This window comes from Amycolatopsis sp. NBC_01286 (assembly GCF_035982555.1).
In the GTDB taxonomy this organism is placed as follows: Bacteria; Actinomycetota; Actinomycetes; order Mycobacteriales; family Pseudonocardiaceae; genus Amycolatopsis.
The window spans coordinates 3,215,022-3,241,691 of record NZ_CP108428.1; the positions used below are offsets into that span (position 1 = coordinate 3,215,022).

Here is a 26,670-nt window from a genome sequence, read left to right on the forward strand (position 1 = left end):
TCAGCCCTTCGAATCGGACACAGCCGCAGGGAGTTCCGCGATCACCGTCTCGCCGCCGACCGTGCGCTGGCCCTTCGCGACCAGCACCCGCGAACCCGGCGGGAGGTAGAGGTCGACCCGGGAGCCGAAGCGGATGATGCCGTACGTCGCGGCGGCGCCGACCTTGTCGCCCTCGCGGATCTCGCAGAGGATGCGGCGCGCGACCAGCCCGGCGATCTGCACGACGACGAGCTCGTGGCCGTCTTCGGTGCGCATCAGCACGGAGTTGCGTTCGTTGTCCTCGCTCGCCTTGTCCAGGTCCGCGGAGAGGAACTTGCCCGGCCGGTAGGCGACGCGCTCGATCACGCCGTTCGCCGGCACGCGCTGGACGTGCACGTCGAACACCGAGAGGAACACCGACACGCGCAGCCGCGGCTCGGCGGGCAGGCCGAGCTCGGCGGGCGGGACGGCTTCCTCGATCAGGGAGACGAGACCGTCGGCCGAGGCCAGCGCGACGCCGTCGCGCGGCGGCGGGACCCGCTTCGGCTCGCGGAAGAACGCGGCCATCGCCACGGTCGTCAGCGCGCCGAGGACGCCCAGGCGCTTGGAGAACCGGCGGGCGACCAGTGTCGCGACCGCGCCGCCCGCCACGAACGGGCGACCGGCCGGGTGCATCGGCGGCAGCGTCTCGCGGGCGAGCTGGAGGGCGTGGGCGACGGGATTGCCGGCGGATTCCGGCCGGTTGCCGCTCATGGTCGGGTCCCCTGGTTTCGTGTCGTGAGGGCGGGTGACGCCGGGGTTCCGGCGGCCGCGTACGGGCGCCACCACGCTACCGCTGCCCCTGGTAGGGGTCTGGTCCGGTACCGCCGGGCTCCTCCGTGAGGGTGTCCCCGGCACGGGTGGGAGTGCCGGCTTCGCGGTAACGCAAGGTCGAAGTCTGCGATAACTCTGGGTAGTTGACGCCGTTCGGGGCGCTGCCGCGCGCATCCCCGCCAGACCTGTGAGGACCGATGACCGACCGCCGCGAAGCCGCCGATGCTCAGCTCACGGAGCTGCTCGGCGCGTGGCGCCGGGACATCACCGAGGTGCCGATGCCGTCGCTCGTCGACCCGGACCACGCGGTGGACGTCGTCATCGAAGCGCTGAGACGAAGCCGGGTGCATGCACCCCCCGACGGCGCATGCACCCGGCCGCGGAATCAGGGCCTGAAAGAAGCACCGAAGGACACACTTTAGTGGCGGACGCCGTGTTGACCACGGTTCGTCCGGCAACTGTTACGAACGATCGCCCGAACGCCGGCCGATCCCGCTGACGAGCCGCAGGATCGCCAGCAGCACGACGGCGCCCAGGATGGCCACGCCGAAGCTGGGGAAGTCGAAGTCGAACGACTTCGCCTGGCCGGTCGCGAGCCGGTAGATCAGCCCGCCGAGGGCCGCGCCGACCACGCCCACCAGCACGCTGACCAGGCAACCCTGCCGGCGCCGGTCCCGGCCGCCGACGACCAGGTTGGCCGCCCAGCCGACGAGCGCGCCGAAGATGACCCATGCGACGAAACCCATGCCGGGAGCTTACGGGAACAGTTGTACAAGAGATATTGCACAATAACTCTTGTACAACTACTCTTGTGCGTCATGAGCGATGAGGTCCGGAACATCCGGGATTCGAAGGTGCTGGCGGCGGTGTCGCACCCGTTGCGGCGGCGGCTGATGGAACTGCTCCACCTGGACGGCCCGGCCACGGCGTCGATGCTGGCGGGCAAGACCGACCAGGCGGTCGGCAACATCAGCCACCACATGAAGGTGCTGGCCGCGGCCAAGCTGGTCGAGGAGGCGCCTGAACTGGCCCGTGACCAGCGGGAACGCTGGTGGAAGCGCACGGTGAAGACCATCCGGTGGGCGGCCGAGGACTTCCCGGGCGACCCGATCGCGGAGGCCGCCGAGGTGCTGACCCTCGACCACCAGACGGCGATCGCGCGCGAGTGGATCGCGAACCGCGAGACCTACCCGGAGCCGTGGCGCGGCTCGGCGTTCAGCACCGACACGTGGATGCGGCTGTCGGTCGCGGACCTCGAAGAGCTGAACGAGCGGGTCCTGCTGCTGCTGACCGAGTTCGAGAGCCGCACCGAACCGGGTGACGGCGTCGAGCGCCGTCCCGTCTTTTTCGCCGCGCGGGTTTCGCTGGGCAAGCCGTGAAGGGGCTCTGGGGGAACCGCGACTTCCGGCTGCTGTGGACCGGCGAGACCACCAGCATGCTCGGCAGCATGGTCGCGAGCACGGCGTTGCCGCTGGTCGCGGTGATCACGCTGGGGGCGTCCACGTTCCAGGTCGCGCTGCTGACGGCGGTGGCCTGGCTGCCGTGGCTGGTGATCGGCCTGCCCGCCGGCGCGTGGGTGGACCGGCTGCCGAAGCGGCCGGTGATGCTGGCCTGCAACACGGTGTCCATGGCGGTGTTCGGCAGCGTCCCGCTCGCCGCCGCGTTCGGCGCGCTGACCATGTCGTACCTGCTGGTGGCCGCGCTGCTCGGCGGCGTCGCGAAGGTGTTCTTCACCCTCGCCTACCGGGCTTACCTTCCGGCACTGGTCGGCCGCGAGGACCTGCTGGAAGCCAACGCCAAGCTGCAGGGCAGCGAATCCGCGACGCAGGTCGGCGGCCCCGGCCTGGCCGGGGTGCTGGCGCAGGCGTTCGGCCCGGTCAGCGGGGTGCTGGCCGACGCCGTCAGCTTCGGCGTCTCCGTGCTGTGCGTGCGGGCGATCCGCGTCCGCGAGGCGGTCGTCCCGGTCGAGCGCACGCCGTTGCGCAGCCAGATCGCCGTGGGCCTGCGGTTCGTCGCCGGTGACCGGTACCTGCGCTCGCTGATGGTGTTCGGTGCGGTGTCCAACCTCGCGCTGACCGGCTACAGCTCCATCCAGATCGTCTTCCTGTCCCGCACCCTGGGCGCCGGCCCCGGCCTGGTCGGCCTGGTCCTGGCCCTGGCCGGGCTGGGCGGGGTCCTCGGTGCGGCGCTGGCCGGACGGCTCGGCGCGCGCTTCGGCACCGCCCGCGCGTTCCTGCTGTGCGAGGTGGCCGCGGCGCCGATGATGGTGCTCGGGCCGCTGAGCGGACCGGGCTGGCGGCTGTCGCTGTTCGTCCTCGGCGTGTTCGGCGTCTGCGCGGGCGTCGTCGCGTCGAACGTGCTCACCACGACGTTCCGGCAGGGGTACTGCCCGCCGGAGCTGTTCGGCCGGATCACTTCGAGCGCCTCGCTCGCCGCCTACGGGACGATCCCGCTGGCCGGGGTCCTCGGCGGGGTGCTCGGCGAGGTGATCGGCGTCCGCGAGACGCTGTGGGTGGCGTCCGTCGTGCTGGTCGCCGCGCTCCCGATCCTCGCGCCGTTCCGGAGGCTGCGCGACTTCCCGGTCACAGCAGCAGGACGTCCACCTCGTCGCCAACCGCAGCCGAGCTGACGTCCTCCGGCAGCACGATCAGGCAGTTGGCCTGGGTGAACGCGGCCAGCAGGTGCGACCCCGGGCCGCCGTGCGGGCCGACGACCCCGGTGACCTCCCGCTCCGACAGCGTGAACACGCCGCGGCGGTACTGGCGGCGCCCGGGCGGCGAGCTCATGGCCTCGGTGAGCCGGGCCCGCACCCGCCGCCGGAAGACGTCGGTGTGGCCGAGCGCGGCCAGCAGCGCGGGGCGCAGGAACGCCTCGAACGAAACCAGCACGCTCACCGGGTTGCCGGGCAGCGTCACGACCGGCACGCCGTGCCAGCGCCCGTTGCCCTGCGGCCCGCCCGGCTGCATCGCGACCTTCTGGAACTCGACGCCCTGCCCGGTGAGCGCGTCCTTCACCACTTCGTACGCGCCGGCGCTGACGCCGCCGGAGGTGACCAGCAGGTCGGCGTCGGCCAGCCGCGGCTCGATGACCTTGCGGAACTCCTCGACGTCGTCGACGACGCTGCGGACCACCTCGACCTCGCAGCCGAGCTCGCGGATCGCCGCCGCCAGCATGACGCTGTTGGACTCGTAGATCTGGCCGTGGCGCAGCGGCGCCGGCGCGTCGACCAGCTCGGTGCCGGTGGAGGCGACGAGCACCCGCGGCGGCCGGTGCACGCGCACCTCGGCCAGCCCGACCGCGGCGGCCAGCCCCAGGTGCGAGTGCCCCAGCACGGTCCCGGCGGCCAGCGCGAGGCTCCCGGCGACGACGTCCTCCCCGAGCCGCCGGATGTGCGCGCCTTCGCGGGCCTCGGCGGTGATCGTCACGGTCTCCGTGCCGCCGTCGGTGTCCTCCACCATCACGACGGCGTCCGCGCCCGGCGGCAGCGGCGCGCCGGTCATGATCCGGTGCGCGGTGCCCGGCTCGAGGGTGCCGACGTCGACCCGGCCCGCCGGGATGTCGTCGGCGACCGGCAGCGTCACCGGCACCGACGTGACGTCGGCGGCGCGGACCGCGTAGCCGTCCATCGCGGAGTTGTCGAACGGTGGCAGGGAAACCCTCGCCGGCACGTCCTCGGCCAGCACGAGGCCGGCCGCGTCGGCGAGCGGGAGGACGGTCGCGGGAGCGGTGCCCAGGAGCGCGGTGATCCGCTCCCGGTAGTCGTCGACGGAGATCACCGGACCATCCTCCCCCCTGCGGGGTGCCGTGCAAGACTCTGCGTCGTCTGAGAGCACGCTTAGGGGAGAACGCATGCAGGTCCGAGTCCGCAACCAGCCCTCTTTCGCCGTCGCCCGGCTGATGCTGGCGCCGGGGGAACCGTGCCAGGTGGAGTCCGGCGCGATGATGGCCACCAGCTACGGCGTGCAGGTCCAGTCCCAGGCGCAGGGCGGCATCATGAAGGGCCTCGGCCGCGCCTTCCTCTCCGGTGAGTCCTTCTTCATCTCCACCTTCACCGCGCCGCAGAACGGCGGCTGGGTCGACGTCGCGGCCAACCTGCCCGGCGACATCCAGACGATCACGCTCGACGGCCGCACCGGCTGGGCCGTCACCCGCGGCTGCTGGCTCGCGTCGTCGCACGGCGTGCAGACCGAGACCAAGTGGGGCGGGATGAAGAACCTGATGGGCGGCGAAGGCGGCTTCCTGACGCACGCGACCGGCCAGGGCGAGCTGCTCGTCAGCTGTTACGGCGCGGTCGAGACCATGACCCTGCAGCCGGGTGAGATGGTCACCGTCGACACCGGGCACGTCGTCGCCTACGCCGACACCGTGCAGTACCAGATCCGGAAGGTCGCGACCGGCATCATCCAGTCCATGAAGAGCGGTGAAGGCCTCGTCTTCGACTTCGTCGGCCCCGGCCAGATCATGACGCAGACGCGCAACCCGTCCGCGCTGATCAGCTGGATCATCTCGCACGTCCCGTCCCGCTGATGCGCGTCCAGACCCGGCACACGCCGGGCTTCGGCGTCGCCCGCGTGCTGCTCGACCCGGGCGAGGCCGTGCAGGCCGTGCCGGAAACGCTGCTCGCCAGCCGCTTCGGCGTCACCGAGACGGCGGCGGGGCGCGGCGGCGTCCGCGTGGGCAAGGCGACGATGGCCGTGTACACGGCGCCGTCCGACGGTGGCTGGATCGACTTCGCGCCGCTGCGCCCCGGCGACGTCTACCCGCTGGAGCTGCGCGCCGGCACGGGCTGGTCCGTGCACCGCGAAGCCGTGCTGGTGCGGCCCTCGGCCGTCCGCCACGACCCCGGCTGGACGCCGTTGCAGCAGCTCTTCGGCGCCGACGCGGGGTTCCTCGAGCACTACAGCGGAACCGGGCCGCTCGTGCTGGCCGCGCCCGGGCCGGTGGACGCGTTCGAGCTCGCCCAGGGCGAGCTGGTCACCGTCCGGCCGGACTACCTGCTGGCCTACCCCGACACCGTGCAGTGCCGGCTGCGCGCGCTCGACCCCGGCGGCCCGCAGTCGGTGCGCACCGGGGAAGGACTGGCGGTCGACTTCGCGGGTCCCGGGACGGTGCTCGTGCACGCGCGCAACCGGCGCCTTTCCGGTGCGTGATCTTCAGACGAATTGCCCATTGCCGAGGGGAATAATTCCGGTAGCGTGATTGTCACTCGCGCCGCTGGCCCACGCTGGGCCAGCGGATCCTTGTGTGCTGAGGGAGGCGCCGTGACTGTCGGCACCGTCAAATGGTTCAACTCGGAAAAGGGCTACGGTTTCATCGAATCGACCGAAGGACCGGACGTCTTCGTGCACTATTCCGCCATTCAGGCTGACGGATTCCGCACTTTGGACGAAGGCGATCGGGTCGAGTTCGAAGTGCAGTCCGGCCGGGACGGCAGAAGCCAGGCGGCCGACGTGCGGAAGGTGTCGTAACCACCGCTGTTGACCTGTTGGGCCAACCCCCGGCAGCCGCCGAACCAGGGGCGTTAGGCTGCCGGGCGTGACAGGCGATGTGTCGGGGGACCTCACCGGTCGCCGGCTGGGCAACTACCGCATCGACGGAGTGCTCGGCAAGGGCGGCATGAGCGTGACCTACAAGGCCACCGACGTGCGCCTGGGCCGGAAAGTGGCGCTGAAGGTCATCGGCGACCACCTCGGGACCGACGCCGAGTTCCGCGAGCGGTTCGTCGACGAGGCGCGCAACACGTCCGCGATCGACCACGCCAACGTCGTGCCGCTGTACGACTTCGGCGAGCTCGACGGGATGCTCTACATCGCCATGCGCATGGTCGACGGCGGTGACCTGGCCGGCCTGATCGCGGGCGGCCCGATCGCGCCCGCGCGCACGTTGACCATGCTCGACCAGGTCGCGGACGCGCTCGACACCCTGCACAACCGTGGTCTGGTCCACCTGGACGTCAAGCCGGCCAACGTGCTCGTGACGAAGAAGGAGACCTCGCGCGAGCACGTGTACGTCGCCGACTTCGGGCTGACGCGCCGCGGCGCGACCGGCCACCGCACCCGTGGCGGCGACTTCCTCGGCTCGCCCACGTACGCGGCGCCGGAGCACCTGCGCGGCGAGCCGCTGGACGGGCGCACCGACCAGTACGCGCTCACGTGCGTCCTCTACGCCTGCCTCACCGGCAGCCCGCCGTTCAAGGGCGACGTGCCGACGGTGATCAAGGGCCACCTCAACGGCGAGCCGCCCGCCATCTCCCGCGCCGTCGCGCTGCCCCCGGCGATCGACGAGGTCATCCGCAAGGGCATGGCGAAGAGCCCGGCCGACCGCTACGCCAGCTGCGTCGAGATGGTCGCGGCCGCCCGTCGCGCGCTCGGTGCCCAGGCGGCGTCGGACACCCCGCCCGGGCCGCCCGGGTCCCCGGGGACCAATCCGGGTGGAATCCCCGCGCCGCAGCGTCCTGGTCAGGTACAACAGGGACCGCACCAGACCACGGCACCGCAGCAGGGAGAGGGGGCCCCCGTGCACCCGTACGGAGGACAGCAGCAGCCCGGTTACGGGCAGCAGCCCGGACCGCAGGGCCCCGGTGGTCCTGGCGGCCCCGGCGGCCTTGGTGGCCCGCCGCAGGGCCCGCCCCCCGGCTACGGCTACCCCCAGCAGGGCCCGCCGCAGGGGATGCCGCCGCAGGGCCCCTACGGCTACCAGCAGCAGGGCATGCCCCCGCAGGGCCCGCCGCCCGGCTACGGCCCACCCGGCGACCCGATGCGCCTGCGCCCGCCGATGCCCGCGGGCGGAGCGGGCGCGTTCCACCAGGCCAAGAGCGGCAACGCCAAGTGGATCTGGATCGTGCTCGGCGCGGTCGTGGTGATCGGCGTCATCGTGACGGCGATCATCCTGTTCACCGGCGGCGACAGCGGCGGCGGCAGCCAGACCACCGCGCCGAACATCCCGGTCGGCCCGGGCGACTCCCAGGGCAACCCGACGTCCTCGCTCAACGCGCCCCCGTCGTCGATCTCCATCAAGCCGAGCTCCTGAAATCGTGCGGCCCTGAGCAGGTCTTCTTGCACTCTCCCCCCGAGAGTGCTAAACACGGACTTGGCACTCGACGCCGTTGAGTGCCAGGCGCGCGGTCACCGATCGCGCGCTTGAAGGTCGGGACGGTGAGGCTGAGCCCCCACGTGGGAGCAGTCGTCCGTCGCGGGCACCGAGCCTGGCCGAGGAAGAGTCCTGCTGCCGCCGCTGCAAAGCATTCAGCGCGGCGGTGGCGCCCAATACCGGAGGACCACACCGCAATGGCCAAACTGATCGCGTTCGACGAGGACGCCCGCCGTGGTCTTGAGCGCGGCTTGAACATCCTCGCCGAAGCCGTCAAGGTGACCCTCGGCCCGCGGGGCCGGAACGTCGTGCTCGAGAAGAAGTGGGGCGCGCCGACGATCACGAACGACGGCGTCTCCATCGCCAAGGAGATCGAGCTCGAAGACCCGTGGGAGAAGATCGGGGCCGAGCTCGTCAAGGAAGTTGCCAAGAAGACCGACGACGTCGCGGGTGACGGCACCACCACCGCCACCGTGCTCGCCCAGGCCCTGGTCAAGGAAGGCCTGCGCAACGTTGCCGCCGGCGCCGACCCGATCAGCCTGAAGCGCGGCATCGAAGCGGCCGTCGAGGCCATCATCGAGCAGCTGCACAAGATGGCCGTCCAGATCGAGACCAAGGAGCAGATCGCTGCTACCGCCTCGATCTCGGCCGCTGACCGCACCATCGGCGAGCTGATCGCCGAGGCGCTGGACAAGGTCGGCAAGGAAGGCGTCGTCACCGTCGAGGAGAGCAACACCTTCGGTCTCGAGCTCGAGCTCACCGAGGGCATGCGCTTCGACAAGGGCTACATCTCGGGCTACTTCGTGACGGACCCGGAGCGTCAGGAAGCCGAGCTGGAGGACCCCTACATCCTCCTCTTCGGTTCCAAGATCTCCACCGTCAAGGACGTCCTGCCGCTGCTGGAGAAGGTCATCCAGTCCGGCAAGCCGCTGCTGATCATCGCCGAGGACGTCGAGGGCGAGGCCCTGGCCACCCTCATCGTCAACAAGATGCGCGGCACCTTCAAGTCCGTCGCCGTCAAGGCCCCGGGCTTCGGTGACCGCCGCAAGGCGATCCTGCAGGACATCGCGATCCTGACCGGTGGCCAGGTCATCAGCGAGGACGTCGGCCTCAAGCTGGAGAACGCCGACCTGTCGCTGCTGGGCAAGGCGCGCAAGGCCGTCATCACCAAGGACGAGACGACCATCGTCGAGGGTGCGGGCGACGCCGACCAGATCCAGGGTCGCGTCAACCAGATCCGCGCCGAGATCGAGAACTCGGACTCGGACTACGACCGCGAGAAGCTCCAGGAGCGTCTGGCGAAGCTGGCCGGCGGCGTGGCCGTCATCAAGGCCGGCGCCGCCACCGAGGTCGAGCTGAAGGAGCGCAAGCACCGCATCGAGGATGCAGTGCGCAACGCCAAGGCCGCCGTCGAAGAGGGCATCGTCGCCGGTGGTGGCGTCGCTCTCATCCAGGCTGCCGAGGCTGCCTTCGCCGGTCTGAAGCTCGAGGGCGACGAGGCCACTGGTGCCAACATCGTCAAGGTGGCCGTCGAGGCCCCGCTCAAGCAGATCGCGATCAACGCCGGCCTCGAGGGCGGCGTCGTCGTGGAGAAGGTCAAGGGTCTGCCGCAGGGTCACGGCCTGAACGCCGCCACGGGTGTCTACGAGGACCTGCTCGCCGCCGGCGTGCCGGACCCGACGAAGGTCACCCGCTCCGCGCTGCAGAACGCCGCGTCCATCGCGGCGCTGTTCCTGACCACCGAGGCCGTCGTGGCGGACAAGCCGGAGAAGGCTTCGGCCGCTCCCGCCGACCCGTCCGGTGGCATGGGTGGCATGGACTTCTGAGCCACGCCTGAAAAGAGCCCGGTCCGCTTCGGCGGGCCGGGCTTTTTCGTTGGTCGCTATGGTTTGGTGAAGAACCAGATGGCGAAGGCGCCGACGATCACGACGCCGAGCGCGAGCACGCCGAGGCCCCCGAGCCAGGCGGTGCTCGCTTCTTCCGCTTCCAGTGCGACGACGATCGCGCCGATCCCGGTGAGCAGGATCCAGATCGCCGCCGCCGCGGCGGTGTAGAGCACGGTCCTGGTGACGCTCGCGCTGCCGGTGTCGTTGAAGGCGAGCGCGAAGAAGGCGGCGAAGGCGGTCAGCCCCAGTCCGGCGAGCAGGTAGAGCCCACCCAGGACCCCGACGACGACCTTCGCGGCCGTCCGGCCGGCGGTGTTCCCTTGATCCACGACCGCGAACCCTAACCCCTCGAACGGGGTTCGCGGAGGGCATTTCGGCCGGTCAGCTTAGTGGTCTACGCCGAACGGCCCGGACGTCCCCTTGGCGTCCGGGCCGTTCAGTGGCACACCCCGTGATCGTCCGGCGGGCACCGGTTCCCCCTGCGAACCGGCGCCCGCCCCGGTCAGGAGTCTTCTTCGGGCGTCAGAATCGCGGCGGCGATGTAGATCGGGATGGCGATTCCGACGGAGAGGAAAACGGCGGCGACGAGCCCGATGCGCAGCACGTTCGCGTCGATGCCGAGGTACTGGGACCAGCCACCGCAGACGCCGGTGAGCATCTTGTCGGTGCGGCTGCGGCGGACCTTCTTGGTTTCCGGGGTGTACACGCTGTTCGTCATGCACCAATGTTCGCCCGGCGGCGGCCCGGTCCACATCGGGAAGGGCCCGGATCCGGACCCTGAACTCGGCCTCGGGGTCACCCTGTCGTGAGTGTTTAGGGCGGTTAGAACCGCCCTAAACACTCACGACAGGCCGCGGACCCTCGCCAGCCGGGCTTCCCACGCCGCTTGGACGTCGGCCGAGGCCGCGTACGCCGCTGTGGGCTCCGGGGGCTTGCGCAGGACCGGGAGGTAACCGTCCACAGGGGACAGTGGGTTCGCGCAGACGTCGCCTTCCAGCAACGAGATCGTGCCCAGGCCACACGCGAACTCCAGCTCCGGGAGGGCGCCGGCCAGGGCCAGGCCCGCGGCCAGGCCGACGCTCGTCTCCACCGCCGACGACACCACGCACGGCAAGCCGCACGCCTCGGCGACTTCCAGCGCCCGGCGGACGCCGCCCAGCGGGGAGACCTTCAGCACCGCGATGTCCGCCGCGCCGGCGACCGCGACCTTCAGCGGGTCCTCCGCGCGGCGGATCGACTCGTCCGCGGCGATGCGGACCGACACCCGGCGGCGGACCGCGGCGAGGTCGTCGATCGTCGGGCACGGCTGTTCCGCGTACTCCAAGCCGCCGGCCGCCTTGTCGAGGTCGGCGATCGCGCGGACCGCGGTGTCGACGTCCCACGCCGTGTTGGCGTCGACGCGGATCGCGCCGCCCGGGCCGAGCGCGTCGCGGACCGCCTCCACCCGGGCGCAGTCGTCGGCCAGTGACGAGCGGGGGTCCGCGACCTTCACCTTGGCCGTGCGGCAGCCGGACGCGCTGACCAGCTCGTACGCCTTCTCCGGGTCGACCACCGGCACCGTCGTGTTCACCTCGACGCGGTCGCGGACCGGCGCCGGCCAGCCCGTTTCACTGGCTTCGACGGCCGCGTGCAGCCACGGCAGGCTCTCGGCGTCCGAGTAGTCGGCGAACGGGCAGAACTCGCCCCAGCCCGCCGGGCCGGGCAGCAGCACGCCCTCACGGACCGTGATGCCGCGGAAGCGGTTGCGCAGGGGAATCGCGTACACCTTCATCGACGTCGATCATGCCACCGTCCCGCGTTTCGCGATCGGGTGCCGATCAGCGCGTTTCCGGACAGAATGGGCCGGTGGTCCTCGATTTCCGCCTGCTGGGCCCGGCCGAGGTCACGGCCGACGGCCGCCCGGTGCCACTCGGGGGGAGCCGGCCGCTGATCGTGCTGGCCGGGTTGCTGCTGCGCGCCAACCGCGTCGTGCCGGTCGACGAGCTGGGCCGGTGGCTGTGGAACGACGACCGCCGCCGGTCCAAGGGCGCGCTCCAGACGTACGTGCTGCGCCTGCGCCGCGCCCTCGGCGACCAGGTCTCGATCCGCACCGAGAGCGGCGGCTACCTGATCGAGGTCGACGACGACCTGCTCGACCTGTCGCGGTTCCGCGCGCTCGCCGCGCGGGGCCAGGCGGCGCTGGACAGCGGTGAGAGCCGGCAGGCGGCGGCGCACTTCGCCGACGCGCTGGCGCAGTGGCGCGGCCCGGCGCTGCTGAACGTCGAGTCCGACGCGCTGCACCGCGACGAAGCCGGGCAGCTCGCCGAAGAACGCCTGCGTGTGCGCGAACTGTGGGCCGACGCGCTGCTCGAAGCCGGCGAATACGGCACTGTCGTCCCCGAACTGACCCGGCTGACCAGGGAAAACCCGCTGCGCGAGCGGCTGCACGAACAGCTGATGGTCGCGCTCTACCGCTCGGGCCGTCAGGCCGAGGCGCTGGACGTCCACCGCCGGATCAGCGGGGTGCTGGCCGACGAGCTCGGGCTGGACCCCGGCCCGTCGCTGCAGCGCACCCGGCAGGCGATCCTCACCGGCACCGACGCCGCCGAACCCGCGCGCTACCGCCTCGGCGTCGAACCGCTGGTGCCGCACCAGCTGCCCGCCGACCCGCGGACGTTCGCCGGCCGCGAGAGCGACCTCAAGGCGTTGCACGCGCTGCTGCCGGAGGCGCTCGACGCCGACGCGTCGACGCCCATCGCGTCCGTCGAAGGCATGGGCGGCATCGGCAAGACGACGCTCGCGGTGCACTTCGCGCACGAGATCGCCGACCGCTTCCCCGGCGGGCAGATCCACCTCAACCTGCGGGGGTACGGGCCCGGCGAGCCGGTCGAGCCGGCGGCCGCGCTGGAGGCGATGCTCACCGCGCTCGGCGTCCCGTGCGAGCAGATCCCGGCCGACCTCGACGGCCGCGCGGCGAGCTGGCGGACGCACACCGCGGGGCGGCGGCTGCTGATCGTCCTCGACAACGCCAACCGCACGGAACAGGTGCGGCCGCTGCTGCCGGGGCCGGGCTGCCTGGTCCTGATCACCAGCCGCTGGCAGCTGCGGGCGCTGGTCGCGACGCACGGCGCCCGGCGCGTCGCGCTGGCGGAGCTCGGCGCGGAGGACGCGGTCGAGCTGCTCGCGTCCACGATCGGCCTCGAGCGGGTGGCGCGCGACCCGGCGGCGACCGAACGGTTCGTGCGGTACTGCGGCGGGCTGCCGCTGGCGATCCGGATCCTCGCCGTGCGGACGGCGCAGTTCCCCGGCCTGCCGCTCGACGAGTTCGTCGACTCCCTCGAAAGCGAGCACGACCTGCTCGGCTCGTTCGACCTCGCCGACGGCGACGGCACCAACATCCGTTCGGTGTTTTCCTACTCCTACCAGGCACTCGAGCCGTCGGCGGCGCGGTTGCTGCGACTGCTCGGGCTGTCCACCGGCGTCGACTTCAGCGTGCCCGCGGCGGCCGCCGTCGCCGGTCTGGACCTGACGCGGACCCGGCCGCTGCTCACGACGCTGGCGGCCGCGCACCTGCTCGCCCAGCCGCGGCCGGGCCGCTACCAGTTCCACGACCTGATCCGCGCGTACGCGGGCGAAGCCGCGGAGCAGGTCGACACCGCGGAGGAGCGCGACGCCGCGCTCGACCGGCTGCTCGGCTGGTACCTGGCGACGGCGTTCAACGCGTCCCGGCGGATGCGGCCCGAGCGCTACTACCGGCTGCTGGAGCCGGCCGGTCTCGACGGCTTGGCGTTCGCCGAGTACCACGACGCGCTCGACTGGTTCGACGAAGAGGCCGGCAACCTGATCGCCGCGGTGCACCTGGCGCGGCGCCGGCGGCGCGACGACGTCTGCTGGAAGCTCGCCTGGCTGCTGCAGAGTTACTTCGGGACGCGCTCGCGGCTGGACGACTGGCGTGCGGTGTTCGGCGTGGCACTGGAAGCCGCGCGGGACGGCGGCCACCGGCCGGGCGAGGCGGGCATCCTCAGTGGACTCGGCGTGGTCAACGGCGTGGTGCGGCAGTACGCCGAGTCGCGGCACTACCTGGAACGGGTACTGACGATCCAGCGCGAACTGGGCGCGCGGGAGGGCGAAGCGCGGGCGCAGTACAACCTGGCGCTGGCGGCGCACAACCTGGCCGACTACACCGGCGCGTACGAGCACGGCATGCGGGCGCTGGAGATCGTCCGCGAGCTGGGGATGGGCGCGTTCGAGGCGAGCGTGCTGCGGGCACTGGGCGACATCTGCACATCGATGGGCGACCACGAGCAGGCCCTGGAACTGGCCGACGCGGCCCTGGCGATCCCGGGCCCGGACGGTAGCCCGGTCGACACCCGGTTCACGCAGCACACACGAGGCCTGGCCCTGCTCGGCCTGGGCCGGCTCGCCGAGGGCATCGCGTGCATCAGCGAATCGGTGGAAATGTTCTTCACCATGGGCGAGCACTACGAGGCCGCGGACGTGCTGTCCCAGCTGGGCACGATCCACCTGAGGCAAGGAGACGGGGCACTGGCCCGGGAGTGCTGGGTCCGATCGGCGCGCTTGCTGACAGAGCTGGGCCACCCGGACGCGGACGACGTACGCGCCAAGCTGGCAGCGCTGGTGGGCACTCCGAGCTGAGGCGCCTTCGGCAGGGGTCGCCGGGTGGGCGAGGCTCTGTGTTGCGAGAGCGGCTCGGTGGCCGGTGGCGGCGGTGCCCGCGCGCTATCGATGCGTTGCGCGGGGTCCTTGGCCGGCTTCACCTGCTCGGTGGGGTTCTCCTCGGCCACGGCGGTGCAGGTCTGCGCGCGAGGCCACTGCGAGCCCGAGTTCTGCGGGTGGGACCGGGCTCCTGCCTGGGCGTGGGAGGCGCTGCTTGGCGAGGGCCCTGTGAGTGCGGAAGGCCATGCGAGGCGAGTGGTCAGAGAGCGGCGTGGGTTGTGGCTGCTCGCGGCAGGACCTGCTCGGCGTGGTTCGCGATGGTGCCGGCGGTCGCGTCAGCTGGGCGGCTGTGCGCGTGCGGCGGACCGCTCGCGTGCTGACCCCCAGTCGCGGCACGCGAGGCGGTCCCGCCCGCTTTGTCATCCAAGACCGGGGCGCTCACTGTCCACTCACTGTCTTGTTCGCGGGCTTGACGCCCAGCATGTCGGCCAGGGCCTGCGCGTTGCGTGGGGCCTCCACTTTTGCGTCGTTGTCGAAGTAGACGTGGACGTCTCGCTTGCCGTCGTCGTGCCAGGTGCGGATCTTTGCCGCCCACTCGCGCAGGGCCTGGTCCGAGTAGCCGCTGACGTACAGCTCCTCGGCGCCGTGCAGGCGGACGTAGGTGAAGCCGGCGGTCTGGTCTTCCAGGAACGGCCACTTGCCTGCCGTGTCGGCGATCACCAAGGCGATCCCGTGGTCCCGCAGCAGCTTCTTCGCCGCGGGCTCCGCGAAGCTCGGGTGGCGGACCTCCAGCGCGTGCCGCAACGGCCTTCGTTCCCCTGCCTCCAAGTACGGCTTCGCTTTCAGCTTGTCGTCGTGCTTCGTCGCCAGCTCGGCCGCGTCCGTTGTGGTGCGTGGGAGGAGGGCGAAGAAGTTCGCGAGGCGGTCCGGGTCGAACGTGAGCCTCGGTGGTAGCTGCCAGAGGAACGGCCCCAGCTTCGCGCCTAGTGCGAGGACGCCGGACGCGTAGAAGTTGGCCAGCGACGTCTCGACGTCGCGCAGCTGCTTCATGTGCGTGATGAAGCGGCCGCCCTTCACCGCGAAGAGGAAGTCCGACGGCGTCTCGTCGAACCACGCGCGGAAGCGCTCCGGGCGCTGCAGCGAGTAGAACGAGCCGTTGAGCTCGACCGCGTTCAGCTGCCGCGACAGGTACTCGAGCTCGCGGCGCTGCGCCAGGCCCGGCGGGTAGAAGTCACCGCGCCACGGCGGGTAACGCCACCCCGATGTCCCGATCCGGATTTCGGCGATCGTTCTCACCGCCTTCCCGCGCTGCGTGATGCCCGTTCGCCGGGGCGCCCAAACGCGCCCGAGCGGCCACCGTCCGGACCGGTGGACCGCCGGCCGGGACAGCTGACCCAACTTCGCGGACGGCCGTCTCACCGGGCCTTTGACGCGCTTGCTCATCGCGCCGCCCCGCGCCGGGCACCCGCGCCGCATCCGCGGGCCGCGGGACGCAGTGGGCGGCGCGCGGCCCGCGGCGACGAGGATCCGGCGGCGAGACGCCCGGAACGGTTGCCGCTGCTCGGTTTCACGCCCAGGAGAACCTCCAGTGCCGGGCCTGCACCAGGTCCGACGCGTACTCGCGCAGGTTGCCCGGCTGGGCCGCGAACGTCGGCAAGCTGAACGCCCGGTGCTCCGCCGCCACCGACAGCGCCCTCGCCTGGTTGCGGGGTGGGGCCGACACCGACAGCTCGATCGCGTCGAAGCCCAGCACCACCAGCGTCGCCCCGAACCGCTCTTCCCAGCTGCGCAGTACCGCAGACAGCTCGGCGACCTGGTCGGTGCACTTGATCATGCCCGTCCAGCCCAGCAGGGCCGGGATGTCCGCGGGCCGCTCGGTCTGGACCAGGCCGAGCCGGTGCGGGGCGCGGGTGGCCAGGATCGAGCCCGTGTTGCCCGCCTCGGCCAGCGGGTCGGACCGGCGCGGGCTGCGCTTGGCCAGCCCGGGGAACTTCGCGCTGAAGGGGCGCAGGCAGGCGCCGTCACAGCAGGAGCCGTCCCACCAGCGGTCGAGCACGCTCAACGCGTCGGCCGAGGCGACCCGGTGGCCGGCCGGGGCGAGCCGGCCGCGGTCGTCGATCCAGTCCTCGCCGTTGGCCGCGAAGCGCTGGTCGTGCGGGATCAACACCGGCCACAGCCCGGACCGCTCGAACTCGGCCACGCAGCCCAGATAACGCTCGGGCCGGGTCAGTGGCAGGTCGGACACCCACAGCCGGCCGTGCCACGCCCCCGGTGGCAGGGTCTGGACCGGCGGCGCGGGCGTACCGGGGCGGAGCGGTGCGATCGTCATGACGTCCCCTCGAACTTGTGTTCGGCTGTACTCGTCGAACAGTAGTTCGAGGGTCTGACAATTTCCAGCGTCGCGCCCGCTCATCCGTTCGGGTGAATCCGGAAAAGCGCAGGTCAGGGGCCTGGGTGAGACGTCTGTGGCGAAAGTTGTTCCTGTGACGATCCGCTGGGCCGAACGGGGACGCCGCGATCGCCGAAAGCACGAGGTGCGCTCGTTGGTGCAAGCTGGAACCCGTGATCGACGACTTCGCGAAGGACTACCTGCACAGCGACCTGCGAGAGATCCGGGAGGAGATGCTCGGGAAGCTCGACGGGCTGTCCGAGTACGACGTCCGGCGCCCGCTGACCGCGACCGGGACCACCCTGCTCGGCCTGATCAAGCACCTGGCGGTGGGCGAGGCCCGGTACTTCGGCGAGGTCTTCGGCCGGCCGTCGCCCGACGCCGTCCCGCGGTGGGACGACCTCGAGCGGCGCGGTATCGACATGTGGGCGACCGAGCACGAGACGCGCGAGGAGATCATCGGCCGCTACCGGCGTGTCTGGGCGCACTCCGACGCGACGATCGCGGCGCTGCCCGTCGACGCGCCCGGCCACGTGCCCTGGTGGCCGCGGCCGCACGTCAAGCTGTTCAACGTCCTGGTGCACGTGCTCACCGAGACCAACCGGCACGCCGGGCACGCCGACGTCCTGCGCGAGCAGCTGGACGGCACGCCGCCGGCGGACAGCGGGCGTGACCAGGCGTTCTGGGCGGCGCGGTGTGCGGAGGTCGACCGGGCGGCGCGGGCCGCCGCGCCGGTCGCCCCCTGAGCGTCAGAGCGGCCGGAGCAGGTCGTCCGCGTCGACGATGTGGTAGGCGTACCCCTGCTCCGCCAGGAACCGCTGCCGGTGCGCCGCGTACTCCGTGTCGACCGTGTCGCGCGAGACGATCGAGTAGAAGTGCGCCTGCCGCCCGTCGCCCTTGGGCCGCAGGAGCCGGCCGAGCCGCTGGGCTTCCTCCTGCCGGGAGCCGAACGTGCCCGAGATCTGGATCGCCACCGACGCCTCGGGCAGGTCGATCGAGAAGTTCGCCACCTTCGACACGACGAGCGTGCGGATCTCGCCGCGGCGGAACTTGTCGAACAGCTCCTCGCGCTCCTTGTTCCGGGTGGAGCCCTGGATCACCGGCGCGTCGAGCTCGTCGCCGAGCATCTCCAGCTGGTCGAGGTAGGCGCCGATGACGAGGGTCGGCTCGCCCGCGTGCTTCGCGACGATCGACTTGATCACCGGTGTCTTGGTCATCGCCGTCGCCGCCAGCTTGTAGCGCTCGTCGGCCTCGGCCGTCGCGTAGCCGAGGCGCTCGGCGTCGGTCAGCGTCACGCGGACCTCGGTGCACTCCGCCGGCGCGATCCAGCCCTGTGCCTCGATGTCGCGCCACGGCACGTCGTAGCGCTTCGGCCCGATCAGCGAGAAGACGTCGCCCTCGCGGCCGTCCTCGCGCACCAGCGTCGCCGTCAACCCGAGGCGACGCCGCGACTGCAGGTCCGCGGTCATCCGGAACACCGGCGCGGGCAGCAGGTGGACCTCGTCGTAGACGACCAGGCCCCAGTCGCGCGAGTCGAACAGCTCCAGGTGCCGGTACTCGCCCTTGGTCTTGCGGGTGACCACCTGGTAGGTCGCGATGGTGACCGGCCGGACTTCCTTCTTCTCGCCGGAGTACTCGCCGATCTCCTCTTCGGTCAGCGACGTCCGCGCGATGAGCTCGCGCTTCCACTGCCGCCCGGCGACGGTGTTCGTCACCAGGATCAGCGTCGTGGCCTGCGCCTTCGCCATCGCGGCCGCGCCGACCAGCGTCTTGCCGGCACCGCAGGGGAGCACGACGACGCCGGAGCCGCCCGCCCAGAAGGCCTCGGCGGCCATCCGCTGGTAGTCGCGCAGCTGCCAGTCCGTCTCGTCGAGCGCGATCGGGTGCGCTTCGCCGTCGACGTACCCGGCGAGGTCCTCGGCCGGCCAGCCGACCTTGAGCAGCGCCTGCTTGAGCCGTCCGCGTTCGGACGGGTGCACGAGCACGGTGTCGTCGTCGATCTTCGCGCCCAGCATCGGGCTGATCTTCTTGTTGCGCGAGACCTCGGTGAGCACCGCGCGGTCGGTGGTGGACATCACCAGCCCGTGCGCGGGGTGGTTGGCGATCTGCAGCCGCCCGAAGCGGCCCATCACGTCGACGACGTCGATCAGCAGCGGCTGGGGCACGGGGAAGCGCGAGTACGTCGTCAGCGCGTCGACGACCTGCTCGGCGTCGTGGCCAGCGGCGCGGGCGTTCCACAAGGCCAGCGGCGTGATCCGGTAGGTGTGGACGTGCTCCGGGGCGCGTTCGAGCTCGGCGAACGGCGCGATCGCGACGCGCGCGTCGTCGGCCTGGGGGTTGTCGACCTCCAGGAGCACGGTCTTGTCGGACTGGACGATCAGCGGGCCATCAGTCACAACTACTGTTATACGTGCCTCGCTCCGGCCCGCTCCGTTCGCGGGTCCGCCGGTGGGACGATATGCCGAGGGGATCACTGGAGGGCACGTTGACCACACCACCGTCCGACGACAACCCGTTCCGGACGCCGGACTACGCGACGCCGTCCGTGCCGATGCCGGCGGCCCCGATGCCCGGGGGACCGATGCCGGGGATGCCGATGCCGGGGATGCCGGGAATGCCGCAGCGGCCGGGGATCCCGCACTGGTTCAGCGTGAAGGTGCGGATCACGCTGATCGCGTGCGTCGTCGCCGCGCTGGGGCTGGGCGCGCTGGGGGCGATGAGCATCGTCTGGATCCACCAGGCCGGGCCGCCGTCGGACGGCGAGTGCCTCTACCTGACGCGCGAGAGCGGCGAGCAGCTCGCCTACCACCGCGTCGGCTGCGGCGAGAACAGCGCGACGTTCAAGGTGGACGACAGCTACCGCGGGACGTTCAGCTGCGGGGCCAGCGACGACTACGTGCGGTTCCAGATCAGCGGCTCCGGCACCGACCGGACCCTCTGCCTCGCGCTGAACGTCAGCACCGGCGACTGCCTGCGCGACGTCGACGACGACGCCGCGGTCGCCAAGGTCAGCTGCACCGACCCGACGGCGCAGATGCGCGCCGAGGTCGTCTCCGGCTACGGCGTCACGGACCCCGAAGAAGCCTGCGGCGACGCCGAGAAGGCCCTGAAGTACACCGGTCCGCCGCGCCGGATCGTGTGCCTGAGCCAAACCGGCGAGAACATCTAGCCGAACCACCGGCCCAGCTCGGCAGGCTCGACGGCGTACCCGTCGGGCCGGACGAGCAGCTGCCGGCCGCGGTACTCGCTGTCGGCGGTGGTCGCGTGCACGACGTCGGCCTGCCCGGTGAAGCCGGCCGGTTCCGGGTGGTCGCCGAGGTCGAGCAGCAGGCCGCGGCCGCCGTGCAGCAGCGTCGAGAGCCGCGTCGGGCCGGCCGCCGTCGTCAGGTCGAGGTCCGGGACGCGGTGCGCGCCCGGGTAGCCCAGGGCCAGCCCGGACATCAGCCCGCTGAAGTAGCGGTTCCCGTCCGGCGTCCGCATCAGGTCGACGACGATCTCGCGCAGCGCCTCGACGTTCTCACCGCGGTCCGGCGTCGTGAAGACGCGCTGCGCGGCCGTGTGCCGCAGCACCCGGGCCGCGGCCGGGTGGCGCTCGTCGTGGTAGCTGTCGAGCAGCCCGGCCGGCGCCGTGCCGCGCACGGTCGCGGCCAGCTTCCAGCCGAGGTTCATCGCGTCCTGGACGCCGAGGTTGAGCCCCTGGCCGGCGAGCGGCGGGTGGATGTGCGCGGCGTCGCCCGCGAAGAGCACACGGCCGTGGCGATAGCGCTCCAGTTGCCGTGTGGCGTCGTTGAACCGCGACGCGCCGTGGAGCTCGCCCAGGCGCGTCTCGGCGCCGTAGAGGGCTGTCAGGGCCGCGGTGACCTCGGCGTCGGTCACCGGCGCGTCGCGGCCCGGCTGGGTCGCCGTGGTGCCGAAGACGAACCGGTGGGTGCCGTCGCCGAGCGGGGTGAGCATCGACCAGTGGCCGTTCGCCTGCCGCGTCACCTCGCTGAAGTGCGCCATCCGCGGCGGGACGAGGGCGGACGCCGCCGCGAGCGTGATGTGCGCGAGCGTGGCGACGTAGGTCTCGGTGCGGCCGGGGAAGGGCAGCCCGAGCCGCTTGCGGACGGTGCTGTGCGCGCCGTCGCAGGCCACCAGCCAGCGCGCGCGGAGCCCGTCGACGGTGACGCCGTCGTCGTCGGCCTCGACGGTGGTCACCTCGAACCCGCGCCGGAGCACCGCGCCGTGCTTGACGGCGTGCTCGGCCAGCATCTCCTCGACGTCGTCCTGGCTCCGGTTGCGCACCCGCGGGTGGCGGGTCCGCCAGACGCTGTGGTCGAGCGCGACCGGCAGGCCGGCGAAGTGGCCGCTCGGGCCGTCGAGCGTCCGGTCGGCCGGGTCCAGGCCACGCAGGTCCAGCAGCTCTGCGGTCCGCGGCTGCAGGCCGACCGGCCGCGGCAGGCCCGGCCCGTCGCGGCGGTCCAGGACCGTGACGGAAACCCCGGCCAGCGCGAGTTCGGCGGCGGTCGTCAGGCCGGTGGGTCCGGCGCCGGCGATCAGGACGTCCATGTGCCCTCCTCAAGTAGACTGAGTGCAAAAGTAGACCAAGTGCAGAGTCTGGTGAAATCTAATAAGCGTTCTGGTCCGGCAGGAGCGCCTGGACGTCGAGGCGGTCGGCCAGCTGACCCGAGTTGTGCATCAGGTCCGCGACGCGCTGCAGCCGGATGCCGTTGAGCGACGCCGGGTACGAGCCCAGCGAGATGAGCGCGGCCGTCGTCGTGTCGATGTCGGAGAACTTCGGCAGCGAGTCGCGGACGATCGCCGGATCGGTCGCGCTCTGCTGGGCCGCGCTCAAGGCCTTGCGGAACTCCGCGAGCGTGCGCGGGTTGGCCTGCGCGAACGGCTTCGCGGCGGCGTAGCCGGACAGCGGGAAGCCGAGGGTCGCGCCGCGGGCGCCGTCGGCGAGGATGTGCGCGCCCAGGTCCTTCTCGGCGCGGGTGATGTACGGCTCGCTCATCAGCGCCGCGTCCGCGTCGCCCGCTTGGAGCGTCTGCGGCATCCGGTCGAACGGCACCTGCTTGAACTTGATCTTGGCGACGTCGACGCCGGCGGTGCCCAGCACCGAGCGCGCGGCGAGCGCGCCGACGTCGTCGAGTGCGTTCACCGCGATCTCCGGTGCCTTCTTGGCGGTCGGCACCGTGTAGTCGGAACCCGGCAACGTGACCAACGCCATGGTGTTCGGGCCGGACGTGTACGCCTCGCCCTGGAGCTGCAGCGCCGCACCGCCCGCCGCGGCGCGGAACATCGCGATGTCACTGGCGAACGTGACGTCGAGGTCACCGGCCGCGACCTTGGCCAGCCCGTCGTCGGCGCCCAGCTCCACGAGCTGCACGTTCAGGCCCGCCGAGCCGAACTTCCCGGCGTTCACGGCGATGCGCAGCGGGGCCGTGTCGATGGCGTTGCCCACACCGACACGCAGAGTGGTCCGTTCCAATGGCGGTGGCGCGGCCGTTGAACCGGAATTGAACAGGCTGCAGCCCGCAGTCGCCAGCAGCGCCGCTACCAGCGGAATCGTCCATCCGCGTCTGATCATGAACCGCCACCTACCGCGAGAATCTGATTCTCGTGCTGGATCGTATGGTCCGCGCCCCATACGATCGCGGGCAGGGCCGGATCGCACCAGCGCGGCTTTCGGATCTTCATCGAGCGGGCTACCGTTCAGTAGGTTCGAGGTGTCGGTAGGTCCGCGGGTTCCTCCCGCGGTGGAAAAGGAAACCAGGTGACCCGTCGCGACAAGCGTCCCCGCAAGGGTGGCGACGCGGCGGATCCGCGTCCGGCCGGCGGCCGCTGGCGATTGCGGAACTGGCGCCTCGGCACGAAGCTCTTCGCTGTCCTGCTCATTCCCGCGCTGGCCGTGATCGCGCTCGTCGGCCTGCGCATCAGCACGGACCTGCGTGACGCGCAGCAGCTCGCGGAGTTCGCGACCCGCGGCCGCGTCGACAGCACCGTCGCCGAAGCCATCCACGAGCTCCAGCGCGAGCGCGACCTCACCGTCCGGTTCGTCGCGCAGAACCGCTCGGGGGACACCGCGGACCTCGCCGGCCAGCGCAAACGCGTCGACCAGGCGATCGGGACGTTCGAGCGGACGCTGGCCGACAGCCGGCCCCGCCTCGACGCGAAAGCCGCGGAAAGCCTGCAGCAGACCGACGACCGGCTGCGCGTGCTCGGCGGTCTCCGGTTCTCCGCGGAGCACTCCGCGTTCCCCGCCGACGCCGTGCTGCGCTCCTACAGCGAGCTGATCTCCGGCCTGCTCGACATCAGCGACTCGGCCGCCGCCGACGTCTCGGACCCCGAGCTCGCGCGGTTGCGCTTGGCGGGCAACGCACTGGCCCGGATCAAGGACCAGCTGTCGGTCAAGCGCGCGGTGATGGCGGAGGCGCTCGCCGAGGGCACGCTGAGCCGCGACCGCACGCGCGCGCTGCTCGGCGCCGAGGCCGAACTCGCCGCCGCGCGCAACGACTACCGCACCTTCGCGACCCCTGACCAGCAACGGATGTTCGACGACACGGTGATCGGCCTGGTCGTCGACATCGGCAACGACATGGTCGAATCCGCGCTCACCCGTACCGAAAACGGCCAGAACCTCTCGGGCCTCGACCCGAACCAGTGGGACGTTTCGGCGACCCACACGGTGAACCTCGCCCACCAGGTGCAGCAAGCGCTGCTGGTCCAGTTGCAGGAACGCACGGACACCCTCGCGACGCAGGCCCGCGCGGCGGCGATCTGGGACGGCGGGGCGGTGCTCGCCGTGCTGCTCGTCGCCGGCGTCCTGTCGGTCGTCATCGCGCGGTCCCTGTTGCGCCCCTTGCGGATCCTGCGCCGCACGGCCTTGGAGGTGGCCGAGCACCGGCTGCCCGCGGCGGTCCAGGGCCTGCTCACCGACCCCGAACCCGCGCCGGAGAACCTCCGCAAGCGGCTCGCCGTCGCGCCCGTCCCGGTGTTCACGCGCGAAGAGGTCGGTCAGGTGGCCCGCGCGTTCGACGCGGTGCACGGCGAAGCCGTCCGGCTGGCCGGCGAACAGGCGATGCTGCGCGAGAACGTCAACGCGATGTTCGTCAACCTCTCGCAGCGGAGCCAGGACCTCGTCGAACGGCAGCTTTCGGTGCTGGACCGGATGGAGGCCGACGAGCAGGACCCGGACACCCTCGCCGGGCTGTTCGAGCTCGACCACCTCGCGACGCGGATGCGGCGCAACAGCGAGAACCTGCTGGTCCTGTCGGGGCACGACTCCGCGCGGGAGGACGCCGGCGCGGTGGCGGCCGACGAGATCATCGGCGCCGCGCTCTCGGAGGTCGAGCACTACCAGCGCATCGAGCTCGGCCCGGCGCCGCAGGTCGCGGTCCGCGGCGAGGCCGTCAACGACCTCGTGCACGTCGTTTCGGAGCTGCTGGAGAACGCGACGCGCTACTCCGGCGGCGGCACGGTCACCGTCGCCAGCGCCGAAACCCACGACGGCGACTGGCAGATCGAGATCACCGACCACGGCGCCGGCATGCCCCAGGCCGAGATCGACCGCACCAACACGCGCCTGGCGAACCCGCCGGACGTCGACGTCGAGGTGTCGCGCCGGATGGGCCTGTTCGTGGTCGCGACGCTGGCCAAGCGGCACCGGATCGACGTCCGGCTGAGCGCCGCCAACGGCAGCGGGCTGGTCGCGACGGTGCTGGTGCCGACCGGCCTGATCGTCGAGCTGCCGCCCCTGCCCGCGCCCCCGCCGCCCGCCGAGCCCGAGCACGCCCCGGAACCCGAGCTGCTGGCGCCGCTGGCCCCGCTCACGCAGCCGGAACCGGAGCCCGAGGGGCCGGAAGAGCTGACGCCGCCGTCGATCGAGGCCGGCCCGCCGCGCCGCGCGCCGGTGGTGGCGCGCGAGCACGCCCCGGAGTGGCCGACCGCGGAAGACGACCCGCACCTGGACTTCGACGCCCCGACCGAGCGGATGCCCGCCTACCGCGACGTCCTGTCCCGCTGGTTCGACGCCGCCGCGCCGCCCGAGGTGCCGCGGCGCGCGGCCGAGCCGCGGCCGATCGCGGAAGAGCCCCGCCCCGCCGAGCCCGAGCCGCGCCACGCGCTGGCCTCGGGGCTGCCGCTGCGCGAAGCCGCGCCCGTCCCGCCGCCGCCACCGCCCCCGCCACCCCCGCCGCCGCTCGCGCCGCAGCCGGTGGCCGCCGAGCCGAACCCCGACGACGAGGACACCGATCCCCAGTTCCCGCCGGTGCCCCCGCCCGTCGCGCTCCCGCAGCCGTCCGCCGCGATCGAGCCCGAGTACCAGTGGCCGACACCCGCGGAGCTGGAGCAGGAGGACGGCGCCGAGGACACCTGGCCGTTCCTGCAGCCGGCCGACGCCGCGGCCAGCCCGGGAGCGGTGCCGGAGCAGCGGCCGATACTCTCGCTTTCCCCGGAAGCGGTGCGCGAACGGATGACGAGCCTGCAAGGCGGCTTCCGGCGAGGGCGGCACGCGAGGGGAGAAGACACCCGGAACCAGTGAAACGGATGAGGCATGAGCTCGAAGACGCCCCTGCTGGAAGTGATCGCGCTGGACGCGGCGGACGCCGAAGGCGCGCAAGCGGGCGGGGCCGACCGCCTCGAACTGGTCGCGGACATGGCCCAGGACGGCCTGACGCCTTCGCTGGAGACGCTGCGTGATGTGCGGTCGGCGACCGATCTCCCGATCCGGGTCATGCTGCGGGACAACGGTTCCTTCGCCGCCGGGGACATCGAAGGCCTGCGCGCGGACACCGCCCGGCTGATCGACGCGGGCGCGCGCGAGTTCGTGTTCGGCTTCCTGAACGTCGACAGCGAAATCGACCTCGACGCGTGCGAAGCACTCATCAAGGAGATCGACGGCCTGCCCTGGACGTTCCACCGTGCCATCGACCGTACGCGCGACCCGCTGCGCGCGTACGACCATCTCGCGGCGCTGGGCTGCGACACGGTGCTCGCCGCGGGCCACCCGAACGGCGTCGGCAGCGGACTGTCCGTGCTGCAGCGCCTCGCGCAGCGCGACAACGGACCGGAACTGCTCGTCGGCGGCGGCCTGCGCGCCCAGCAGGTCCACCTTCTGCGCGCGGGCGGCGTGCGCGGGTTCCACGTCGGCAGCGCGGTCCGGCCCGGCGGCTGGCAGTTCGCGGTCGACGCTGAATCGGTTCGCACGTGGGTCGAACTCGTCAAGTCCTGATCGAACTGCGAATTCTGCGCGTCACGTGAGTCATGATTACGGGATTCGCAGGGTGCGCCGGCGTGCGCGGTAAGCACGTTCTTTCGCGGTGAAATCCCATTTCGCCGTTGCAAAAGCCGAGCGGCACCTGCGCGTGCGGATGCACGCGCAGGTCACGGCTTTGACCTGGTTGGCGGCTGATTTCGCGCAGATCGACTCGCTACGGTTGTCCCGCATTTCGCGATCCGGCCGATGTTCAAGAATCGTTCTGCAGTGCGGGAGGCGGCGCTGTGTGCGCGCGTATTCAGTTCAAGACGAGCTCGTGGCCAGGCCAGCAGGAACCGAAGAACTCGACCATCCGGTGGGTGTTCGTCGCCTGGGGGCGGCTGATTCCCCGCGAATGTCGAACCAGTGTGTCCGGAACAACCCGGAAGGTCGAATCGTGACCAGCGCGATCCCGCGGCAACGCGGAACCGGAACGTCCGAAGACGAGTTCGCCCACCTGGGACTCGGCAGTTCGCTCGCCCTCGGCGGCCTCCTGGCCGTCGTCAAGATCGCGGAAACCGCCACGGGTGTGGTGCTGACCGCCACCGGGGTACTCCCCGGTGGCCACCCCCCGAAGGAACGACCCGGGGCGTGGTCCGGAGGGGAATGACCGGGAGCTG

25 protein-coding genes are annotated in these 26,670 nt (G+C 71.8%); 14 read left to right on the forward strand and 11 right to left on the reverse strand.

Features of this window, described 5'->3' with window-relative positions; all coding sequences use genetic code 11:
- Nucleotides 1–732, reverse strand: coding sequence for a phosphatidylserine decarboxylase (locus OG570_RS15645; RefSeq protein ID WP_247058595.1), 732 nt, complete (start codon nucleotides 730–732; stop codon nucleotides 1–3).
- A 257-nt stretch (nucleotides 733–989) separates the two neighbouring features.
- Between OG570_RS15645 and OG570_RS15650 the strand changes: the two genes are divergently transcribed.
- Nucleotides 990–1,214 (forward strand): hypothetical protein, encoded by a 225-nt coding sequence (locus OG570_RS15650; protein ID WP_247058594.1) that lies wholly within the window; start codon nucleotides 990–992, stop codon nucleotides 1,212–1,214.
- Nucleotides 1,215–1,253: 39 nt separating this feature from the next.
- On the opposite strand, the gene OG570_RS15655 is transcribed toward OG570_RS15650, so the two are convergent.
- A complete protein-coding gene (locus OG570_RS15655) occupies nucleotides 1,254–1,538 on the reverse strand; it encodes a GlsB/YeaQ/YmgE family stress response membrane protein (RefSeq protein WP_326944740.1) in 285 nt (94 codons plus the stop codon).
- Between the two features lie 72 nt (nucleotides 1,539–1,610).
- On the opposite strand from OG570_RS15655, the gene OG570_RS15660 reads away from it, so the two are divergent.
- Nucleotides 1,611–2,171: an ArsR/SmtB family transcription factor gene (locus OG570_RS15660; protein WP_326957217.1), complete on the forward strand. Its 561-nt coding sequence runs from the start codon at nucleotides 1,611–1,613 to the stop codon at nucleotides 2,169–2,171.
- The gene (locus OG570_RS15665; protein WP_326957219.1) at nucleotides 2,168–3,421 is read left to right on the forward strand and encodes an MFS transporter; all 1,254 of its coding nucleotides are present in this window, start codon (nucleotides 2,168–2,170) and stop codon (nucleotides 3,419–3,421) included. The genes OG570_RS15660 and OG570_RS15665 overlap by 4 nt, the downstream gene beginning before the upstream one ends.
- Here OG570_RS15665 and moeA read toward each other — a convergent pair.
- Complete coding sequence (gene moeA / locus OG570_RS15670) at nucleotides 3,375–4,568, reverse strand: molybdopterin molybdotransferase MoeA (protein ID WP_326944737.1); 1,194 nt, start codon at nucleotides 4,566–4,568, stop codon at nucleotides 3,375–3,377. The genes OG570_RS15665 and moeA overlap by 47 nt on opposite strands.
- Before the next feature lie 73 nt (nucleotides 4,569–4,641).
- Here moeA and OG570_RS15675 point away from each other — a divergent pair, with 73 nt between their 5' ends.
- The 5 genes from OG570_RS15675 (at nucleotide 4,642) to groL (ending at nucleotide 9,707) form a co-directional block, all read left to right on the forward strand.
- Nucleotides 4,642–5,319: a TIGR00266 family protein gene (locus OG570_RS15675; RefSeq protein ID WP_247058586.1), complete on the forward strand. Its 678-nt coding sequence runs from the start codon at nucleotides 4,642–4,644 to the stop codon at nucleotides 5,317–5,319.
- On the forward strand, nucleotides 5,319–5,942 hold the full coding sequence (locus tag OG570_RS15680; protein ID WP_326944736.1) for an AIM24 family protein: 624 nt from the start codon (nucleotides 5,319–5,321) through the stop codon (nucleotides 5,940–5,942). The genes OG570_RS15675 and OG570_RS15680 overlap by 1 nt, the downstream gene beginning before the upstream one ends.
- Nucleotides 5,943–6,053: 111 nt before the next feature.
- The gene (locus OG570_RS15685; protein ID WP_247058582.1) at nucleotides 6,054–6,260 is read left to right on the forward strand and encodes a cold-shock protein; all 207 of its coding nucleotides are present in this window, start codon (nucleotides 6,054–6,056) and stop codon (nucleotides 6,258–6,260) included.
- Nucleotides 6,261–6,327: 67 nt separating this feature from the next.
- Complete coding sequence (locus tag OG570_RS15690) at nucleotides 6,328–7,821, forward strand: serine/threonine-protein kinase (RefSeq protein WP_326957221.1); 1,494 nt, start codon at nucleotides 6,328–6,330, stop codon at nucleotides 7,819–7,821.
- 257 nt (nucleotides 7,822–8,078) lie between these two features.
- Nucleotides 8,079–9,707 (forward strand): chaperonin GroEL, encoded by a 1,629-nt coding sequence (groL, locus tag OG570_RS15695; protein WP_326944734.1) that lies wholly within the window; start codon nucleotides 8,079–8,081, stop codon nucleotides 9,705–9,707.
- A gap of 56 nt (nucleotides 9,708–9,763) precedes the next feature.
- Here the strand turns inward: groL and OG570_RS15700 are convergent, their stop codons facing one another.
- The 3 genes from OG570_RS15700 to OG570_RS15710 all read right to left on the reverse strand — a co-directional run bounded on the left by OG570_RS15700 (nucleotide 9,764) and on the right by OG570_RS15710 (nucleotide 11,538).
- Nucleotides 9,764–10,096 carry a hypothetical protein gene (locus OG570_RS15700; RefSeq protein ID WP_326957223.1) on the reverse strand — a complete coding sequence of 111 codons (333 nt, stop codon included), beginning with the start codon at nucleotides 10,094–10,096 and terminating at the stop codon, nucleotides 9,764–9,766.
- A 173-nt stretch (nucleotides 10,097–10,269) separates the two neighbouring features.
- The gene (locus tag OG570_RS15705; protein WP_323324260.1) at nucleotides 10,270–10,485 is read right to left on the reverse strand and encodes a PspC domain-containing protein; all 216 of its coding nucleotides are present in this window, start codon (nucleotides 10,483–10,485) and stop codon (nucleotides 10,270–10,272) included.
- 123 nt (nucleotides 10,486–10,608) lie between these two features.
- Complete coding sequence (locus OG570_RS15710; RefSeq protein WP_326957228.1) at nucleotides 10,609–11,538, reverse strand: o-succinylbenzoate synthase; 930 nt, start codon at nucleotides 11,536–11,538, stop codon at nucleotides 10,609–10,611.
- A gap of 74 nt (nucleotides 11,539–11,612) precedes the next feature.
- Between OG570_RS15710 and OG570_RS15715 the strand changes: the two genes are divergently transcribed.
- Complete coding sequence (locus tag OG570_RS15715; RefSeq protein WP_326957231.1) at nucleotides 11,613–14,402, forward strand: AfsR/SARP family transcriptional regulator; 2,790 nt, start codon at nucleotides 11,613–11,615, stop codon at nucleotides 14,400–14,402.
- 459 nt (nucleotides 14,403–14,861) lie between these two features.
- On the opposite strand, the gene OG570_RS15720 is transcribed toward OG570_RS15715, so the two are convergent.
- Entirely contained in the window at nucleotides 14,862–15,719 is an 858-nt protein-coding gene (locus OG570_RS15720; RefSeq protein ID WP_326957233.1) for a DUF72 domain-containing protein, read from the reverse strand.
- Between the two features lie 271 nt (nucleotides 15,720–15,990).
- Nucleotides 15,991–16,752 (reverse strand): DUF4253 domain-containing protein, encoded by a 762-nt coding sequence (locus tag OG570_RS15725; RefSeq protein WP_326957235.1) that lies wholly within the window; start codon nucleotides 16,750–16,752, stop codon nucleotides 15,991–15,993.
- A gap of 233 nt (nucleotides 16,753–16,985) precedes the next feature.
- Here OG570_RS15725 and OG570_RS15730 point away from each other — a divergent pair, with 233 nt between their 5' ends.
- Nucleotides 16,986–17,558: a DinB family protein gene (locus OG570_RS15730; RefSeq protein WP_326957236.1), complete on the forward strand. Its 573-nt coding sequence runs from the start codon at nucleotides 16,986–16,988 to the stop codon at nucleotides 17,556–17,558.
- Between the two features lie 3 nt (nucleotides 17,559–17,561).
- On the opposite strand, the gene OG570_RS15735 is transcribed toward OG570_RS15730, so the two are convergent.
- Complete coding sequence (locus OG570_RS15735) at nucleotides 17,562–19,208, reverse strand: DNA repair helicase XPB (protein ID WP_247058562.1); 1,647 nt, start codon at nucleotides 19,206–19,208, stop codon at nucleotides 17,562–17,564.
- Nucleotides 19,209–19,297: 89 nt separating this feature from the next.
- Here OG570_RS15735 and OG570_RS15740 point away from each other — a divergent pair, with 89 nt between their 5' ends.
- Entirely contained in the window at nucleotides 19,298–19,981 is a 684-nt protein-coding gene (locus OG570_RS15740) for an LppU/SCO3897 family protein (RefSeq protein ID WP_326957237.1), read from the forward strand.
- Here OG570_RS15740 and OG570_RS15745 read toward each other — a convergent pair.
- Nucleotides 19,978–21,360 carry an FAD-dependent oxidoreductase gene (locus OG570_RS15745; RefSeq protein WP_326957239.1) on the reverse strand — a complete coding sequence of 461 codons (1,383 nt, stop codon included), beginning with the start codon at nucleotides 21,358–21,360 and terminating at the stop codon, nucleotides 19,978–19,980. The genes OG570_RS15740 and OG570_RS15745 overlap by 4 nt on opposite strands.
- Nucleotides 21,361–21,418: 58 nt before the next feature.
- On the reverse strand, nucleotides 21,419–22,384 hold the full coding sequence (locus OG570_RS15750; RefSeq protein ID WP_326944725.1) for an ABC transporter substrate-binding protein: 966 nt from the start codon (nucleotides 22,382–22,384) through the stop codon (nucleotides 21,419–21,421).
- A 186-nt stretch (nucleotides 22,385–22,570) separates the two neighbouring features.
- Here OG570_RS15750 and OG570_RS15755 point away from each other — a divergent pair, with 186 nt between their 5' ends.
- The 3 genes from OG570_RS15755 (at nucleotide 22,571) to OG570_RS15765 (ending at nucleotide 26,660) form a co-directional block, all read left to right on the forward strand.
- Entirely contained in the window at nucleotides 22,571–25,336 is a 2,766-nt protein-coding gene (locus OG570_RS15755; protein ID WP_326957242.1) for a sensor histidine kinase, read from the forward strand.
- 12 nt (nucleotides 25,337–25,348) lie between these two features.
- Nucleotides 25,349–26,026 (forward strand): copper homeostasis protein CutC, encoded by a 678-nt coding sequence (locus OG570_RS15760; RefSeq protein ID WP_326957244.1) that lies wholly within the window; start codon nucleotides 25,349–25,351, stop codon nucleotides 26,024–26,026.
- 421 nt (nucleotides 26,027–26,447) lie between these two features.
- The gene (locus OG570_RS15765) at nucleotides 26,448–26,660 is read left to right on the forward strand and encodes a hypothetical protein (protein ID WP_247058548.1); all 213 of its coding nucleotides are present in this window, start codon (nucleotides 26,448–26,450) and stop codon (nucleotides 26,658–26,660) included.
- Nucleotides 26,661–26,670 lie beyond the last annotated feature (10 nt).